At 67.0% G+C, this 15227-nt stretch carries 17 protein-coding genes and 1 tRNA gene; 11 read left to right on the forward strand and 7 right to left on the reverse strand.

Features of this window, described 5'->3' with window-relative positions:
• The first annotated feature begins 30 nt into the window (after positions 1-30).
• The 7 genes from BMW54_RS17220 to BMW54_RS17250 all read left to right on the forward strand — a co-directional run bounded on the left by BMW54_RS17220 (position 31) and on the right by BMW54_RS17250 (position 4857).
• A complete protein-coding gene (locus tag BMW54_RS17220) occupies positions 31-480 on the forward strand; it encodes a MerR family transcriptional regulator (RefSeq protein WP_090058581.1) in 450 nt (149 codons plus the stop codon).
• On the forward strand, positions 477-1469 hold the full coding sequence (locus BMW54_RS17225; RefSeq protein WP_090058584.1) for an aldo/keto reductase: 993 nt from the start codon (positions 477-479) through the stop codon (positions 1467-1469). The genes BMW54_RS17220 and BMW54_RS17225 overlap by 4 nt, the downstream gene beginning before the upstream one ends.
• A gap of 70 nt (positions 1470-1539) precedes the next feature.
• Complete coding sequence (gene queF / locus BMW54_RS17230) at positions 1540-2367, forward strand: NADPH-dependent 7-cyano-7-deazaguanine reductase QueF (RefSeq protein WP_090059047.1); 828 nt, start codon at positions 1540-1542, stop codon at positions 2365-2367.
• Between the two features lie 135 nt (positions 2368-2502).
• Positions 2503-3093: a hypothetical protein gene (locus tag BMW54_RS17235; RefSeq protein WP_090058587.1), complete on the forward strand. Its 591-nt coding sequence runs from the start codon at positions 2503-2505 to the stop codon at positions 3091-3093.
• 204 nt (positions 3094-3297) lie between these two features.
• The gene (locus BMW54_RS17240; RefSeq protein ID WP_090058589.1) at positions 3298-3507 is read left to right on the forward strand and encodes a CsbD family protein; all 210 of its coding nucleotides are present in this window, start codon (positions 3298-3300) and stop codon (positions 3505-3507) included.
• Between the two features lie 35 nt (positions 3508-3542).
• On the forward strand, positions 3543-3716 hold the full coding sequence (locus tag BMW54_RS17245) for a DUF1328 domain-containing protein (protein ID WP_029213207.1): 174 nt from the start codon (positions 3543-3545) through the stop codon (positions 3714-3716).
• 115 nt (positions 3717-3831) lie between these two features.
• Complete coding sequence (locus BMW54_RS17250; RefSeq protein WP_090058592.1) at positions 3832-4857, forward strand: D-cysteine desulfhydrase family protein; 1026 nt, start codon at positions 3832-3834, stop codon at positions 4855-4857.
• A 42-nt stretch (positions 4858-4899) separates the two neighbouring features.
• On the opposite strand, the gene BMW54_RS17255 is transcribed toward BMW54_RS17250, so the two are convergent.
• Genes BMW54_RS17255 through BMW54_RS17265 form a run of 3 tightly spaced genes read right to left on the reverse strand, consistent with a single transcriptional unit; the run spans position 4900 to position 7558 of the window.
• A complete protein-coding gene (locus BMW54_RS17255) occupies positions 4900-6222 on the reverse strand; it encodes a sensor histidine kinase (protein ID WP_090058595.1) in 1323 nt (440 codons plus the stop codon).
• Positions 6219-6959 (reverse strand): response regulator, encoded by a 741-nt coding sequence (locus BMW54_RS17260; protein WP_090059049.1) that lies wholly within the window; start codon positions 6957-6959, stop codon positions 6219-6221. Before BMW54_RS17260 ends, BMW54_RS17255 begins: the two co-directional genes overlap by 4 nt.
• 53 nt (positions 6960-7012) lie before the next feature.
• Positions 7013-7558, reverse strand: a complete 546-nt coding sequence (locus BMW54_RS17265; RefSeq protein ID WP_090059052.1) for a thioredoxin family protein — start codon at positions 7556-7558, stop codon at positions 7013-7015.
• Between the two features lie 297 nt (positions 7559-7855).
• On the opposite strand from BMW54_RS17265, the gene BMW54_RS17270 reads away from it, so the two are divergent.
• Entirely contained in the window at positions 7856-8287 is a 432-nt protein-coding gene (locus BMW54_RS17270) for an organic hydroperoxide resistance protein (RefSeq protein ID WP_090058598.1), read from the forward strand.
• A 242-nt stretch (positions 8288-8529) separates the two neighbouring features.
• Positions 8530-9075 (forward strand): cytochrome P460 family protein, encoded by a 546-nt coding sequence (locus BMW54_RS17275; RefSeq protein ID WP_090058601.1) that lies wholly within the window; start codon positions 8530-8532, stop codon positions 9073-9075.
• A gap of 26 nt (positions 9076-9101) precedes the next feature.
• Here the strand turns inward: BMW54_RS17275 and BMW54_RS17280 are convergent.
• The 3 genes from BMW54_RS17280 to BMW54_RS17290 form a co-directional block, all read right to left on the reverse strand.
• Positions 9102-9178 (reverse strand) — tRNA-Arg (locus BMW54_RS17280).
• A gap of 42 nt (positions 9179-9220) precedes the next feature.
• Entirely contained in the window at positions 9221-10138 is a 918-nt protein-coding gene (locus BMW54_RS17285; protein ID WP_343124122.1) for a LytTR family DNA-binding domain-containing protein, read from the reverse strand.
• 143 nt (positions 10139-10281) lie between these two features.
• Complete coding sequence (locus BMW54_RS17290) at positions 10282-12186, reverse strand: M61 family metallopeptidase (protein WP_090058604.1); 1905 nt, start codon at positions 12184-12186, stop codon at positions 10282-10284.
• A gap of 227 nt (positions 12187-12413) precedes the next feature.
• On the opposite strand from BMW54_RS17290, the gene BMW54_RS17295 reads away from it, so the two are divergent.
• Positions 12414-13097, forward strand: coding sequence for an outer membrane protein (locus BMW54_RS17295; RefSeq protein WP_175472913.1), 684 nt, complete (start codon positions 12414-12416; stop codon positions 13095-13097).
• 95 nt (positions 13098-13192) lie between these two features.
• Here the strand turns inward: BMW54_RS17295 and BMW54_RS17300 are convergent, their stop codons facing one another.
• Positions 13193-13897 carry a glutathione S-transferase N-terminal domain-containing protein gene (locus tag BMW54_RS17300; RefSeq protein WP_090058609.1) on the reverse strand — a complete coding sequence of 235 codons (705 nt, stop codon included), beginning with the start codon at positions 13895-13897 and terminating at the stop codon, positions 13193-13195.
• Between the two features lie 212 nt (positions 13898-14109).
• Between BMW54_RS17300 and BMW54_RS17305 the strand changes: the two genes are divergently transcribed.
• On the forward strand, positions 14110-15210 hold the full coding sequence (locus BMW54_RS17305; protein WP_090058611.1) for a reprolysin-like metallopeptidase: 1101 nt from the start codon (positions 14110-14112) through the stop codon (positions 15208-15210).
• Positions 15211-15227: the final 17 nt, after the last annotated feature.

Here is a 15227-nt window from a genome sequence, read left to right on the forward strand (position 1 = left end):
CGAGTGCACTCGAAGGGGTAGGCTCGTCGAATGCCTACCTCGATGACCATCGCCGAGGCCGCGCTCGCGACCGGCCTCACGGCGTACACCCTTCGCTATTACGAACAGATCGGCCTGATCGATCCCGTGCCCCGGCGCGGCGGCCAGCGCGTCTACGGCGACACCGACCTGCGCCTCATCGGCTTCGTGGTCCGGCTGCGCGGCACCGGGATGTCCATGCGGGACATCCAGGAATACGTGCGGCTTCGCCGCCTCGGCGAGACGCCGGAGAGCATCCGCCTGCGCGGCGACCTGCTCGCCCGCCACGCCGCCTACCTGCGCGGCCAGCTCGTCGACCTCACCGAGACGATCGCGCGGCTGGACGAGAAGATCGCCCTGTACCGCGCGATCTACCCCGATGAACCCCTCCCCGCGCCCGACACGACGGTCCCGCCGGCGTCGACGGCGGACACCCCCTCGAACCGGAGGAAACACGCATGAAGACCCGCCAACTCGGCAAGAACGGACCGGCCGTATCGATCCAGGGACTCGGCTGCATGGGCATGAGCGAGTTCTATGGCCAGGGCGACGAGAAGGAATCGATCGCCACGCTGGAACGCGCGCTCGATCTGGGCATCACGTTCTGGGACACCTCCGACGCCTACGGTCCGCACACCAACGAGGAGCTGATCGGCCGCACGCTCAAGGGCCGCCGCGACGCCGTCTTCCTCGCCACCAAGTTCGGCATCGTCCGCGACCCCGCCGACCCGATGAAGCGCGGCATCAGCGGCCGCCCAGAGTACGTCCGCGCCTCCGTCGAGGGCAGCCTGCGCCGCCTCCAGACCGACCACATCGACCTGTATTACCAGCATCGTGTCGATCGCACGGTGCCGATCGAGGAAACGGTCGGCGCGATGGCCCGCCTCGTCGAGGAAGGCAAGGTGCGCTATCTCGGCCTGTCGGAAGCGTCGGCCGAGTCGATCGCACGCGCGGCGAAGGTGCACCCCATCGCCGCGTTGCAGAGCGAATACTCGTTGTGGACGCGCGACCCGGAGACCACGGGCACGCTCGCCGCCTGCCGCGAAAACGGCATCGCCTTCGTCGCCTACAGCCCGCTGGGTCGCGGCTTCCTGACCGGCGCGATCACGAAGCCGGAGGATTTCGCCGAGGACGACTATCGCCGCGTCAACCCGCGCTTCACCGGCGAGAACTTCACCAAGAACCTCGCGATCGTGGACAAGGTGAGGGCCTTCGCCGCCGACAAGGGCTGCACGCCCGGGCAGCTGGCGCTCGCCTGGGTCATCGCCCGGGGCGACGACGTCGTGCCGATCCCCGGCACGAAGCGCGTGAAGTACCTCGAGGAGAACGCCGCGGCGGCGGACGTGGTGCTCAGCGCTGGGGAAATCGCGGAGATCGACGCGGTGTTCCCGCCCGATTCGGCCGTGGGCGACCGCTACGCGTCGAACATGATGGGGTCCATCAACGCCTGAGGTTCGCCGGATCCAGGGGCGAACCGGCAGGTGGCCTATAATGGCGGTTTGTACGCAGCTGCAAACCGCCATGTCGTCCCCCGAACACTCCCCGCTGGGCAAGACCACGACCTACGCCGACCGCTACGACGCCGGCCTGCTGTTCCCGATCCCCCGCCAGGGCAAGCGCGACGAGATTGGTGTGGACGGTGCCGACCTCCCCTTCCACGGCGTGGACGTCTGGAACGGCTACGAGCTGTCGTGGCTCGACATGCGCGGCAAGCCCGTGGTGGCCGTGGCGGAGTTCCGTTTCCCGGCGACCACGCCCAACATCGTCGAATCCAAGTCGTTCAAGCTCTATCTGAACAGCTTCGCGCAGGAGCGCATGGCGGGGCCGGACATCGTCCACGACACCCTGCAGCGCGACCTGTCCGCCGCGGCCGGCGGCCGAGCCGAAGTGTGGCTTCGCGCTCCGAACGAGCTGGACGGCTGCCCGCTCGGGGAGCCGGAGGGCCAGCTCCTCGACGACCAGGACCTCGATTTCGACAGCTACGGTCCGCCCCGCGCCGATTTCCTCGGCACGCTGGACGGCGATGCGAGCGAGACGGTCGTGTCCCACCTCCTCCGTTCGAACTGCCCGGTCACCGGGCAACCGGACTGGGGCAGCGTGCAGATCGCCTATACGGGCCAACGCATCGATCATGCGGGGCTGCTCCGCTACCTCGTCTCGTTTCGCAGCCACACGGAATTCCACGAGCAGTGCGTCGAACGCATTTTCATGGACATCCGCGCGCGCTGCGCACCACGCGAGCTCTCCGTGTACGCGCGCTACACGCGCCGGGGCGGACTGGACATCAACCCGTTCCGCAGCACCGACGCGAACGCCGTCCCGGGCAACCCGCGCGGGGCGCGCCAGTAAGGATGAATGGCGCATTCATGCGTTCTTCATTGGTCTTGCCTTTAGTTGTATAGCCTGTAACCTGCCGCGGCGACGGGATGCACGCCTGCAGCTCCCGATCCTGTTATCCAAGCACTCTTTGACGGAACCCAAGACATGAAGCTTTCCATGCGTTCGTCCGCCCTCGCCACGGCCACGGTCGCCGGCCTGCTGGTCCTCACCGCCTGCGGCAAGAAGGACGAACAGCAGGACGCCCCGGCCCCGGCGGCCACCGCTCCGGCGGCTGCGACCCCGGCACCTGCCGCCACCGCTCCTGCAACGGCTCCGGCGCCCGCCGCTACCGCCGCCGCGGCGCCCTCGGCGCCGGCCGCCGCCCCGGCCGCTCCCGCCGCCGCCAGCGAATCGCTGAAGGTCGGCTCGGTCACGCTCGGCAACGCCGTCGGCGCGGACAAGAAGGTCGCCAAGGCGAAGAACGCGTTCGCCCCGACCGACAAGACGATCTACGCGTCGGTCGCGACGGAAGGCACCACCGCCGGCGCCACCCTGAACGCCAAGTGGACGTTCCAGGACGGCGAAACCGTCACGACGGTGAGCGACATCAGCCAGTCCATCAGCACCGATGGCCCGGCCGTCACCACGTTCAAGATCCAGAACCCGAACGAGTGGCCGGAAGGCAAGTACAAGGTCACGGTCTCGCTCAACGGCCAGGCCGTGGGCAACGAGGCGTTCGAGGTCAAGAAGAAGTAAGCGCCGTCACCGGCGGTACGACGAAAGGCGCGGCGAAAGCCGCGCCTTTTTTCGTTTCGACGCAAGATTCGTGTAGGCGATGCATAAACGCGGTGAGACGGCACCTCACCGCTCCGAGACATCTCGTTCAACCCGCCGATGATCGAATGGCGACCGACCTGGCGCGGCAAGCGCGCACAGGCAGACACCGATCGAGGATCCGCCATGAACGAAGACACCCTCAAGGGCAAATGGAAGCAGTTGGAGGGCAAGATGAAGGAACAGTGGGGCAAGCTGACCGACGACGACTTCAAGGTGGCCGAAGGCAACAGCGAGTACCTCGCAGGCAAGGTCCAGGAGCGCTATGGCGTGGCGAGGGACGAAGCGGAACGACAGGTCAAGGATTTCCGCGACCGCATCGATCGGAATTACTGAGCGTCACCCTCCACACCACTCGCCAGGAGAACATCATGCTGCATTGGGCCGTCATCTTTTTCGTGATCGCGCTGATCGCCGCGATCTTCGGTTTCACCGGCATCGCCGCGGGCGCTGCCAGCATCGCGAAGATCCTTTTCGTGGTCTTCCTGATCCTGTTCATCCTTTCCCTGCTCTTCGGCGGCTTCCGTCGCGGTCCCAGGGTGTAGTACGCGACACCCGCTTCGCCTTTGAAAGCCCCGGCCCCAGACCGGGGCTTTTTTTCGCCACGAAAAACGCGCCGGTACGGCCTATGATCCGCGTCATGTTTGGGAGAGCCCGTCCATGACCCTATTGCCCACCCTCGACACCATCGCCCGCGTCGACCTGCTCGACGGGCCGACCTCGATCCAGCGCCTGACGCGCATCGAGGAGGCACTCGATCTCGCCGCCCGTGGCATACGCCTGTTCGCGAAACGCGACGACACCATGACGCTCGGTGGCGGCGGCAACAAGCTGCGCAAGCTGGAGTTTCATCTTGGCCACGCGCGCGCCATCGAAGCGGACACGCTCATCAGCACCGGCGGCCTGCAATCCAATCATGCGCGCCTGACCGCCGCCGCGGCGGCGAAGCATGGTTTCGCGTGCGAGCTCTACCTGTCGCGCATGGTCCCGAAGGACGGCGTCGACTACGAAGCCAATGGCAATGTATTGCTCGACGACCTGTTCGGTGCGAAACCCGTGCTGCTCGCCCATGGCGTGAACGGCCTTGCTGTCGCGGAGGCTCGCACCGCGGAGCTCGGGCGCGCGGGACGCAAGGCTCTCGTGATCCCCCTCGGTGGATCGACACCGACCGGCGCTCTCGGGTACGCGCGCTGCGCGCGGGAGATCGCGGAGCAGGAGGCGTCGATGGATCTTCGCTTCGATCGTGTCGTCGTGCCGAACGGAAGCAGCGGCACGCAGGCCGGGCTCGTGTCGGGCTACGTGGCGATGGGACGCGATCCGACGGTCGTTCGCGCCTACTCGGTGCTGGCGGACGCGGCGAAGGCGCGGGCGTCGACGGTGTCGCTCGCGAACGAGACGCTCGTGTTGCTCGGCTTGTCATCGAGCGTGGCCGGCGACGACGTCCGGATCGACGACACGCAGCTCGGCGGCGGTTACGGCGTGCCGACGGATGCGATGAAGGCAGCCGTGCGCCTCGCCGCCAGCCACGAAGGCCTGCTGCTGGATCCCGTGTACTCGGGTAAGGCGTTCGCCGGCCTGCTGCACGACCTGCGCTCCGGCGCGGTGCGCGATGGCGAGACCGTGCTGTTCGTCGTCACGGGCGGCGTGCCGGGGCTGTTCGCGTATCGGGAAGACCTGGCGACCTGACGCGATCGCTGCTCCCCACACGCGTGCTTCAGCAAGCTTGCTTCAGGGCAGGACCACCGTCGCTACCAGGCCACCGCCTTCGCGGTTGGCCAGCGTCAGGTTGCCGCCGATCGAACGCATCAGCTGCAGGGCGATGGCCAGCCCGAGGCCGGCGCCACCGGTGTCGCGATTGCGCGAGGCCTCGAGACGGTAGAACGGCTGCATCACGTCGTCGAGTTCGCCCTCGGGAATGCCGGGCCCACGATCCGATACGGTGATGCACAGCGCTCCGCCATCACGGCACACGCCGACTTCGGCCGAGCCGCCGTACTTCACCGCGTTGTCGACGAGGTTGCCGAGGACGCGGCGCAGCGCGCGTGGACGCACGGTGGCGACGCCCTCGATGCTTCCGGTCAACGTGACGGGCTTGCCGGTGTCCTGATAATCGAACACGAGGCTCTCGAGGAATGCATGAGCGTCGATGCGTACCGGCGTCTCGTCGCCGCCGTGCGCGCTGCGCGCGTAGGTCACGCCTTCGCGGACGAGGTGTTCCATTTCCGCGAGGTCGGCGAGGAGGCGATCGCGCTCGACGCCCTCGTCCAGTGATTCCGCGCGCAGGCGCATGCGCGTGATCGGCGTCTGCAGGTCGTGCGAGATCGACGCGAGGATGTGCAGGCGCTCCTTGAGGTACTGGCCGATGCGATCCTGCATCGCGTTGAACGCCGACGCCGCGTGGGCGACTTCGGTCGGCCCGTCCTGCGCCATGCGTGGGCCGTCCACCGACGGCGTGATGCCATCCGCCGCGCGCGCAAGCCTAAGCAGCGGTCGCGTCGCCTGGCGCACGGCGAACCAGCCGCATGCGAGAAGCACGGCCACCTGCAACACCAGCACGGCGGGCAGCCAGTCCGCCACCGGCATCACGCCCCGCGGCGTGATCTCGAGCGTCAGCGGCGAGCCATCGTGCAGCGTGAAATGCACCTGGTAGCGCTCGGGCGAGCGCGACACGGTTTCGCCACGCACGCGGTAACCGGCACCGACTTCCCTGGCGATCATCTGCGTCACGTCGCGGGCGCGGCGCGTGGTCAACGGCTCGCCCGGATCGCCCGGTCCGAGGATGAAACGATAATTGTCGCGACGCAGCCGCGGCAGCCAGCTCGCGCGTTCCTCGGGCGCTTCCCGGTCCAGCACGGCCACGGACGTGCCGACGTCGTTCTCCAGCGTGTTGAGCATGACCGAGGTGGCCGACTGGAAGCGCTCGTAGAGGACGAGCGCCACCGACAGCGCCTGCGCGAGAAGCAGGCCGGTGAAGATGATGAGGTACAGCCGCGAGGCCATGCTCCGCGGCCACGGACGCCAGGCGGGCGCGCGGCGCGCCGCCTCGCTCATGGAGCGTCCCCGTGCACGGTCACGGGCATCGAGAACACGTAGCCCTCGCTGCGGACGGTCTTGATGTACGCCTGCTCCTTGGCGTCGTCGCGAAGGCGCTGGCGAAGACGGCTCACCATCAGGTCGATCGAGCGATCGAACAACTCGGCGTCGCGGCCCTGCGTGAGGTTGAGCAGCTGGTCGCGGGAAAGCACGCGCTGGGGATGATCGAGGAACACGCGCAGGAGCCGGAATTCCGCGCCGCTCAAGGACACCACCGTGCCGTCGGCGTCGAGGAGATGGCGCGCCGTCGTGTCGAGCCGCCACTGTCCGAACGAGATCGTGTCGCTGGTCTCGGTGATGCGCAGGTTGGGCGGAAGCATGCGCGTGCGGCGGATCACGGCCTTGATGCGGGCCAGCAACTCGCGCGGTGAGAAAGGCTTGGTGACGTAGTCGTCCGCGCCCATCTCCAGGCCGATGATGCGATCGGTCTCGTCGTCGCGCGCGGTCAGCAGCAGCACCGGCACGGCGCGATGCTTGCCAGCGCGAAGGTTGCGGCACAGCGCGAGGCCGTCTTCGCCCGGCATCATGATGTCCAGCACGATGAGGTCGAAGGCCGACGTTTCGAGCTGGGCCATCATGTCGCGGCCGTCGGCCGCCGCGCTGGCGCGCAGGCCGTTCTTGCGCAGGTAGTCGACGACACCGGTGCGGATGCCATGGTCGTCGTCGACGACGAGGATGTGATCGATGTGTTCCACGCCTTCCAGCTCTCCAACGTTATCGATGCGTTCGGGATCGGCCTCGGCCCACATCATGCCTTCTCCTGCAGGAGCTGGCGCACGCGGTCCTCGGTCTGCTCGTAGTTTCCCTCGCCGAAGTGGCGATACACCACCTTTCCGTTCTGGTCGATCAGGTAGAGCGCCGGCCAGAACTGGTTGCCCCAGGCGTTCCAGGTCGCCAGCTCGTTGTCCTGGGCCACCGGCCAGGTGATGCCGAACCGGCGGATGGCGGCCTGCACCGTCGCCGGATCGCGCTCTTCGTCGTATTCGGGCGTATGCACGCCGACCACCACCAGGCCCTTGTCCTTGTACTTCTCGTAGAGCGCCCTGGTGTGCGGCAGCACGTGGATGCAATTGATGCATTCGTTCGTCCAGAACTCCACGAGCACGACCTTGCCACGCAGGCCCGCCACGGTCAGCGGCGGCGAATTGAACCAGCGGTCGATGCCGGTGAATTCCGGGGCGGGCGTCGCGGCGGTCGACTCGCCCGCACGCGCGGTCTGCCAGTGACCCGGCCACGCGGCGATCAGCGCGATGGCGACGACGAGCGAAGCGGCGAGGAGACGGAACGATTTCATGGGAAGCACCTCGGATATCAGGGAGGGCGCATCGGTTCTGCGCAGGGTGCCCATTCAACGCCGCGCCGTTATCCGTGGCGTGTCCGCCGGGGTGGCTTTTTGTATCGATACGTACAAGACGCGGACGGCCGCTCCGGGGGCCGGAGGCGCGTGATTTGTACCGCAATGTATCCGCGCCGATCCGCTACACGTTTCGATGCGCTTCCGCCGCCGCGGGGACACAGCCCGGATACGCCGCCACGGTCTCCTTGTCACACCGGCTGATCCGCAGCCGACACTTCCCAAGGGAAACAGACCATGGCTCAGATCACGAACGTCCTCTACACCGGCAAGACCCACATCACTGGCGGCCGCGACGGCCAGGCCCGCAGCGACGACGGCCGCCTCGACGTCAAGCTGACGCCTCCCGGCGGCCATGGCACGGGCACCAACCCCGAGCAGCTGCTCGGCGCCGGCTGGTCCGCCTGCTTCATCGGCGCGATGGGACTGGCCGCGGCCGAACGCAAGATCGCCTTGCCCAAGGGTACGGCCGTCGATGCCGAGATCGACCTCGGCACGGGCGAAGGCGGCTACTACCTCCAGGCGCGCCTCAACGTGACGCTGCCCGGCCTGGCCACCGACGTCGCCAACGCGCTGATCCAGGCCGCGCACCGCACCTGCCCGTACTCGAAGGCGACGCGCGGAAACATCGATGTCGAGATCCACCTCGTCGAAGACGTCGCCGCCTGACCCCTTCCCCGCCCCCGTTCCGCCGCCACGAACGCCGACGCTCTGCGGCACGCGCTCGATGGCGGCATCGAGGTTCCCCGGGGTGGGTCGCCTACGTCGAAGGCCCATCCCGCTGCATCACGTGCAAGGCACGAGAAGCCTCGACATGCCCTGATCGATTCGCCAAGACGCATCGCGCTACCGCTGCCATCCTGATCCCAGGCGTACCCACTCCGCGTTACCACCCAAGCGAGTACACGACCATGCCCTACCGCTTCCTGCTCGTCGCCGCCATGGCACTCATCGTGGGTGGCATCATCACCCTCGGCGCCTTCGCCAGCGAACCGGCGGTCCGACACGGCGACACATCGCGCTCGCCCGTCTTCGGTGTCGCCCTTCCCGAGGGTTACCGCGACTGGCAGACCATCAGCGTCGCGCACGAGGCGGGCAACAACAACGACATCCGCGTCATCCTCGGCAACGACATCGCCATGAAGGCGTTTCGCGCAGGCACGCTGCCGTATCCCGATGGCACGATCATCGCGCGCCTGGCGTGGAGGTACGAATCGTCCGCACGCAACAACGCGATCTTCGGCCGCGACCAGTCGTTCGTCGCCGGCGATCCGATCAACGTGCAGATCAGCGTGAAGGATTCGAAGCGCTTCCCCGACACCGATGGCTGGGGCTACGCCCAGTTCGAGAACGACGGCAAGGCCAACCAGAGCGTCGCGCTGGTGAACGCGTGCTACGCATGTCACAAGAAGCTGCCGGCTGCCAGCGATCTCGTCTTCACTTCGTATTCGAAGTGAACCGCGGGAACCACGGAGGGGAAGAATGGCGCGCCTGGAGGGATTCGAACCCCCGACCAATGGCTTCGGAAGCCACTACTCTATCCGGCTGAGCTACAGGCGCGTAACGGCGGACGGGCATTGTAGCGGGTATGACCCCGGCGGCCTAGCCTCCGGATCCGGCCCGGGCGCGGACCGGCTCGGCGCCCGCCGCCGCGGCGCGCAGGCTTTCCCTGTAGCGGCGGCTGCATGGCAGCACCGTGCCGTCGGCCATGTGCAGGCGGGCGTCGCCGGAGTCCACCGGCTCGATCGAGGTCACCTGGGACAGCTGCACGATGTAGCTGCGATGCGCGCGCACGAACACGGCGGGGTCCAGCCGTGCCTCCAGCGCCGCCAGCGTGCTGCGCAGCGGATAGTCGCGACCGCGCACCCTCAGGTTCACGTAGTTGCCGGACGCCTGCGCCCATTCGATGTCGGCGGTGGCGACGAGGAAGTCGCGGCCGAGCTTGCGCACGAGGAAGCGATCGGGGCGATCGACCGGCTCGACGGCCGGCGCGTCGTCGGGCGCCACCAGCAGGTGCGCCTCGCCTTTCACCTGCCGGCCCACCCACGCAACCATGTGCCATAGCGCCACGACGATGAAGAACGTACGGACGTCCTTCAGGTATTCGTAGACGACCTGTAGCCAGAGCGGACCCGGGTCGTAGCCGATGCCCGTCGCGGAGAAGATCGCCAGGCGCAGCAGGTCCATGCCGGCGATGTGGCCGATGCACCAGGCGATGCTGCCGGCGACGTAGAACGGCAGACGACGACGCCACGTCTCGGCGTGCAGCGGCCAACGGTCGCAGGCGCGCAGAAGGAACGGCAGCATCGCCAGCGACACCACCATGCTGGTGAACTCGTTGGTCGCGATCTCCCATGCCGACGCCGCGATGCCGTGGCGCTCGGCGTCGATGCGCAACGTCAGCGTGTTGCTGATCGCGGCGCTGCCGAAGGCAAGTAGCCAGAAGGCGAACATGAAACGCCGGCGGCGCGCGTGGGCGCGATCGAGTTCCATTCCTGGAGGCGTGGGTCGGGAGGTCATGGCAGGGATGGTAGCGTGCGCCGATGTGTGCCGAAGGGTGGGAGCCGATCGCATCGGCGATCCCGCGGCAGCGGGCCCGATGGACGGTGACGTGGCACGCTGAAACGAAGAAGGGCGCCTTCCGGCGCCCTTCCCTGTCGTGCTTACTTCGCCTTGTACAGCTCGCCCAGCCAGTCGGGCTTGCTCTTGTCCCGCTCGAGGTGCGGGTACTTGAGGCCGTCGTGGTAGTCGATGCGGATCGTCTTGTACTGGTCGAAGTTCTTCACCAGCAGCTCGATCGGTGCCTTGTCGGTCTTCGCGGCGGTCACGGCATCCTTCAGCGCGTCGCCGTCGAATTCCTTGTTGTTCACCGCGACGATGTGCATGCCCGGCGCGAGGCCGGCGTTGAAGGCCGGGCCGTCCCAGCGCACGTCGGCGATGTCGCCCTTCGACGACACGGCGAAGCCGGCCGAGTAGGTCAGGTCGACGTAATGGCGGCGCGCCTCGATGGCCTTCGACGCTTCCGACGGCTTGTCGTTGTAGACGAGCTTCCAGCCGCCGCGCTCGATGCCTTCCAGGTCGCCCTTGTGGCCGTCGACGCGGTCGCGCAGGTACTTCGCCCAGTCGTACGGCGTGATGCCGTTGAGCGTCGAGACCACTTCCTCGAACGTGTACGGATTGACCTTCCAGTCACCGTCCTTCATGCCGAAGAACGCCTTCGCGAAATCGTCCAGCGAACGCTTGTTCTTCGTCAGCTCTCGCAGCTTGGTGTCCACGTCGAGCCAGATCATCTGGCCGCCCGAATAGTAGTCCTCGCTCATCGAGTAGTTGCGGTACGAGAGCGGGCGACGCTGTGCGATCGTGGGATCGTTCGTCGTGTCCTGGATGTTGCGCCAGGCGAGACCCGGACGGCCCTTGTCGTAGGTGGCGGCGACGAACGCGAGCATGTCGCGCGCCTGGTCCTGCGAGAGCAGGCCCGAGCGGGCGGCGACCACGTTGCCCCAGAACTGCGTCTGGCCTTCGTAGACCCACAGGAGGCTGTCGCCCATCGGCACGTTGAAGTTCGGCGTGGCGAGATCGGCGCCGCGACGGTACTTGCCGTCCCACGAGTGGTTGTACTCGTGCGCGAGCAGGTCGCGACCGACCCAGCTCTTGTCCCACTCGGTGAAGTAGTTGGGCGACGCGCTGTTCTCGGACGAACGATGGTGCTCGAGACCGATGCCGCCGAGCTTGTCGGTCAGCGCCAGCAGGAAGTCGTAATGGTTGTAGTGACGCGCGCCATAGAGCTTGTCCATCTGCTGAACGAGCTTGCGATGGATGTCCAGCGCTTCGGGCTTGATCTCGAGCGACTTTGCGCTGTCGGCGACGATGTTCAGGTGCACCGGCGAACGGCCGTTCGGGTCGAGGTCGACGCGCTTGAAGTAGCGGCCGGCGAAGATCGGCGAGTCGACGAGGTTGTCGTAATCGATCGCCTTGAACGTGACGGTGTCGCCGCTCTTGCTGGCCTGTTCGAGCGCGGTGCCGAACTGGAAACCGGCCGGGAACTTCACGGTCGGCTCGACCTGGATGCGGTCGGCGCGGTATCCCGCCGGATACAGCGAGACCTGGTTCCACTGCACGTTGACGATGTCGGGCGTCATGACGATGCGGCCGCCGCGGGTGTCCTGCGGCGTCAGCGTCTGGAATTCGACGTCGACGGACGTCGCGCCTGCAGGGACGTCCACGTGGAACGCATACACGTTGTACTCGTCGCGCTTCCACTCGATGCGCTTGCCGCCAGCCGTGACGATGAGGCCGGCGAACTGGTCGATCGGGCCGCTCGGCGAATGGTGACCGGGGATCCACTCGGGGAACAGCAGCGTCAGCGGGCCCGGCTTCGCGGGAACGGTCTCATGCACGCGGAAGATGCGGCGATCGAGATCGGTCGCGTCGACCGTCACCTTCAGCACGCCGTCGAAAGCGACGTCCTGCGGCGCCGGCACGGTGGAAAGATCGTCCGCGCGAACGGCGGTGGCGCCGACGCCCGCGAGGGCGGCCAGCAGCGCGGAAGCAAGCATGGTGGATTTCAAGTCGTTCTCCCCTGGGGAAAATGGTGGTCGCCCTTTCTTCCCTGCGAGCGGATCGGCGCCGCCCCGAGGGCCCTGCGCAAGCCTTCGATCCTAAACGGCGGGGAGGGGGTCGCCCCATGCCAGAGGTCACGGTCGGCCCCGGTGGATATGTCGTAAGATTCGGTGCCCGCGCGAGCGGGACCGCACGGCGCAGGAGCCGGCGGACATCATCAGGAACAGGGAAACCCATGCAAAAGGTATTGTGTCTGGCGGCGCTGGCCGCCGTTTTCGGCGCGGCTGCCGCGCCGGTTTGCGCGCGTGGCGACGGGTTCATCGCCGTCTCGGCCGGGCAATCCCGCACCTCCATCGACGGCCAGTCCAGCGACTTCGGTCCTGACGACCATGGCGCCGGTTACCACGCCGACAAGAAGGACACGATGTTCGGCGTGATCGGCGGCTATCGCTGGACCATCGACGAGGTCTGGTCGATCGGACCCGAAGCGGGCTACGTCGATCTGGGAGGCGCCGACTACAGGGGGTCGAACGGCAGCATCATCCTTCCGTTCGATATAAGGACCAAGCTCACCAACAAGGCGGTCCTGCTGGGCGCGAACTCGAAGTGGCTGATCGGCGACGGCTGGTCGCTGACGCTACGTACGGGCCTGGCACGCACCCGCAGCGAACAGAAGTCCAGCTACGAGTACGTGGGTGTGATCGTCCTGCCGGGCCAGCATAGCCGGCACGATCGCAGTACGTCGAACGACACCGGCTTTTACGGCGGGCTCGCCGTTGGCTACGACTTCACAGACAACTTCGGCGTGACGCTCGGGTACGAGCACTACAGCTTCCGCTTCCACACCCATAGCGAACGTTCGTCCGACTTCGACCAGAACATCGGAGCGTGGGCCGCGGGTGCCGAATTCCGGTTTTGATGGCGTCCTGACACTTCATGCGCGACGACGGGCCGCTCACGCGGCCCTTTTTTCCAGCAAGGATGTGGCAGGAGAGTCGAAACCGAGGCCTGCGCTCAGCCCCTCGACGGGATCTTCAGGCCGCGCTGCACGGCTGAACGCGACATGCCGCGTTCCAGCCATGCGGCCACGTTGGCGAAGGCGTCGAAGCCCACCAGCTCGCGGGCGCCGTAGAACGTGATCAGGTTGTTGACCCAGCCGAGCGTGGCGATGTCGGCGATGGTGTACTCGTCGCCGACGATCCAGTCGTGCCCTGCCAGCTGCCGGTCGAGCACGCCGAGTAGGCGCTTCGACTCGTCGACGTAGCGCTGGAGGGGCCGCTTGTCTTCGTACTCGCGGCCGGCGAACTTATGGAAGAAGCCCACCTGACCGAACATCGGACCGATGCCGGCCATCTGGAAGAAGAGCCACTGGATGGTCTCCCAGCGCTTCGCCTCGTCCTTTGGCAGGAAGCGCCCGGTCTTCTCCGCGAGGTAGAGCAGGATCGCGCCGGACTCGAACAGGCCGATCGGCTGCCCGCCCGGGCCGTCCGGATCGACGATCGCGGGGATCTTGCCGTTCGGGTTAAGCGATTCGAACTCGGGCGCCTTGCTTTCGTTCTTGCCGATATCGACGAGATGGGCCTCGTAGGGAAGGCCAAGCTCCTCCAGCATGATCGAGACCTTCACGCCGTTGGGCGTGTTCAGCGAATAGAGCTGCAGGCGGTCCGGATGTTTGGCGGGCCAGCGGGAAGCGATGGGAAACGACGAAAGGTCGGTCATGGGAAAGCCTGGTTGGCGGATCGAAGTTCCAAGGTAGGTGGTGGGGTCCGCCGTTTCAATGCCGCCGCGTCCCAGGCGCGTTATTTCCGCCGGTACACCACGACGCGTAGGGTTTCGACATGGCGCGCGATTCCGGCCCCCTCCCGCGTGAGCGGCGAGCTATCTTCCCCGCCCCGCGTCGCCACGACGCCTGCAGGGAAAGGAATCTCCCCATGACGGCAACACCCTCGCGCAGCGCGCTCGCCTGCCTGATCGCGACGCTCGCCTGCTCGCCAGCGGCGGCGAGCGATGTCCTCGATCGCTTCGACGCCGCGATCCGCGCCGGCTTCCCCGCCACGGTCGTCCTGCCCTCACCCACCGACGACGCGAGAGGTGCGACGGCGCGCGTGGACGACGCATCCCTTACCATCCGTGCGCCGCTCGACGCCGATGTCCGCTTTCCCGACGGCGAGCCGGTGACGACGTTCGTCGGCACCTGGCAGGGCGACCCTGCCGTGATCACTCGCTCCACCGGGCACGTGGACATCACCGTGCCGCGCGGCGATGGCGTCGACGTCGTCGGCTACAGCGACGATTCCGAACAGGCACACCAGCTCCCGGCCGCCAAACCGGTCGGGCCGGAATCGCCCGTCGCCTCCACCAGCGGCCAGACCGCCCGAGCCGACACCGCGACGAGCGCCACGTCGTCGGGCAAGCCGCGAACGGCACCCGTGCTGGAGTTCTGGATGTTCCTCCACGACGACACGGCCGGCACGTCGCGGCGACATATCCATGCGCGTTACGTCGCCTGGTGGATCGCGGACATGCAGCGCATCCTCCCCGCCTATCGGCTCCGCACGTACTACCTTCAGAACCGTCCCGGCATGACCGACCTGACCTATGGACGCGAGGCGTCGATGTGGAAATGGACGCTCGCCGCGCAGGAATACGCGACAAGGGCGAGGCTGCATTACGAGCCGGGCAGGTTCGAATACAAGTTCATGCTCGTCACGAAGAACGCCGTGCGGGAGAACACGAGCGGCCTCGCGTGGCTCGGCGGCGACCAGGCCATGGCATCGCTTTCCGGCGCCTACAACGTGATCGCGCACGAGTTCGGACACACGCTCGGCGGCGTGCACGACGACTCGGCGATCTGGTGGTCCTATGTCTGGCCCTGCGAGACGAATCTGTACCCTCGCGACGTCGCCGTGCTTTCCAACTGCTACCGGTATACCGCCGCGAACGAAGACCGCATGCGCGCGTATCTTTCCCGGCACGCCGATGGTCCGGCGCTTCTCGACCCGTCGTCGCTCAGCCTGCCGCTGGTGGACTGACATGGCCACGTCCGGAT

This window comes from Luteibacter sp. 329MFSha (assembly GCF_900111665.1).
GTDB lineage: Bacteria > Pseudomonadota > Gammaproteobacteria > Xanthomonadales > Rhodanobacteraceae > Luteibacter.

Coding starts and splice junctions, on each gene's coding strand:
- BMW54_RS17285 (WP_343124122.1), bottom strand. CDS start 10,138: ATGACCTCCCGACCCACGCCTCCAGGAATGGAACTCGATCGCGCCCAC.
- BMW54_RS17250 (WP_090058592.1), top strand. CDS start 3,832: ATGACCCTATTGCCCACCCTCGACACCATCGCCCGCGTCGACCTGCTC.
- BMW54_RS17295 (WP_175472913.1), top strand. CDS start 12,414: ATGCAAAAGGTATTGTGTCTGGCGGCGCTGGCCGCCGTTTTCGGCGCG.
- BMW54_RS17270 (WP_090058598.1), top strand. CDS start 7,856: ATGGCTCAGATCACGAACGTCCTCTACACCGGCAAGACCCACATCACT.
- BMW54_RS17225 (WP_090058584.1), top strand. CDS start 477: ATGAAGACCCGCCAACTCGGCAAGAACGGACCGGCCGTATCGATCCAG.
- queF (WP_090059047.1), top strand. CDS start 1,540: ATGTCGTCCCCCGAACACTCCCCGCTGGGCAAGACCACGACCTACGCC.
- BMW54_RS17265 (WP_090059052.1), bottom strand. CDS start 7,558: ATGAAATCGTTCCGTCTCCTCGCCGCTTCGCTCGTCGTCGCCATCGCG.
- BMW54_RS17305 (WP_090058611.1), top strand. CDS start 14,110: ATGACGGCAACACCCTCGCGCAGCGCGCTCGCCTGCCTGATCGCGACG.
- BMW54_RS17220 (WP_090058581.1), top strand. CDS start 31: ATGCCTACCTCGATGACCATCGCCGAGGCCGCGCTCGCGACCGGCCTC.
- BMW54_RS17240 (WP_090058589.1), top strand. CDS start 3,298: ATGAACGAAGACACCCTCAAGGGCAAATGGAAGCAGTTGGAGGGCAAG.
- BMW54_RS17275 (WP_090058601.1), top strand. CDS start 8,530: ATGCCCTACCGCTTCCTGCTCGTCGCCGCCATGGCACTCATCGTGGGT.
- BMW54_RS17245 (WP_029213207.1), top strand. CDS start 3,543: ATGCTGCATTGGGCCGTCATCTTTTTCGTGATCGCGCTGATCGCCGCG.
- BMW54_RS17255 (WP_090058595.1), bottom strand. CDS start 6,222: ATGAGCGAGGCGGCGCGCCGCGCGCCCGCCTGGCGTCCGTGGCCGCGG.
- BMW54_RS17300 (WP_090058609.1), bottom strand. CDS start 13,897: ATGACCGACCTTTCGTCGTTTCCCATCGCTTCCCGCTGGCCCGCCAAA.
- BMW54_RS17235 (WP_090058587.1), top strand. CDS start 2,503: ATGAAGCTTTCCATGCGTTCGTCCGCCCTCGCCACGGCCACGGTCGCC.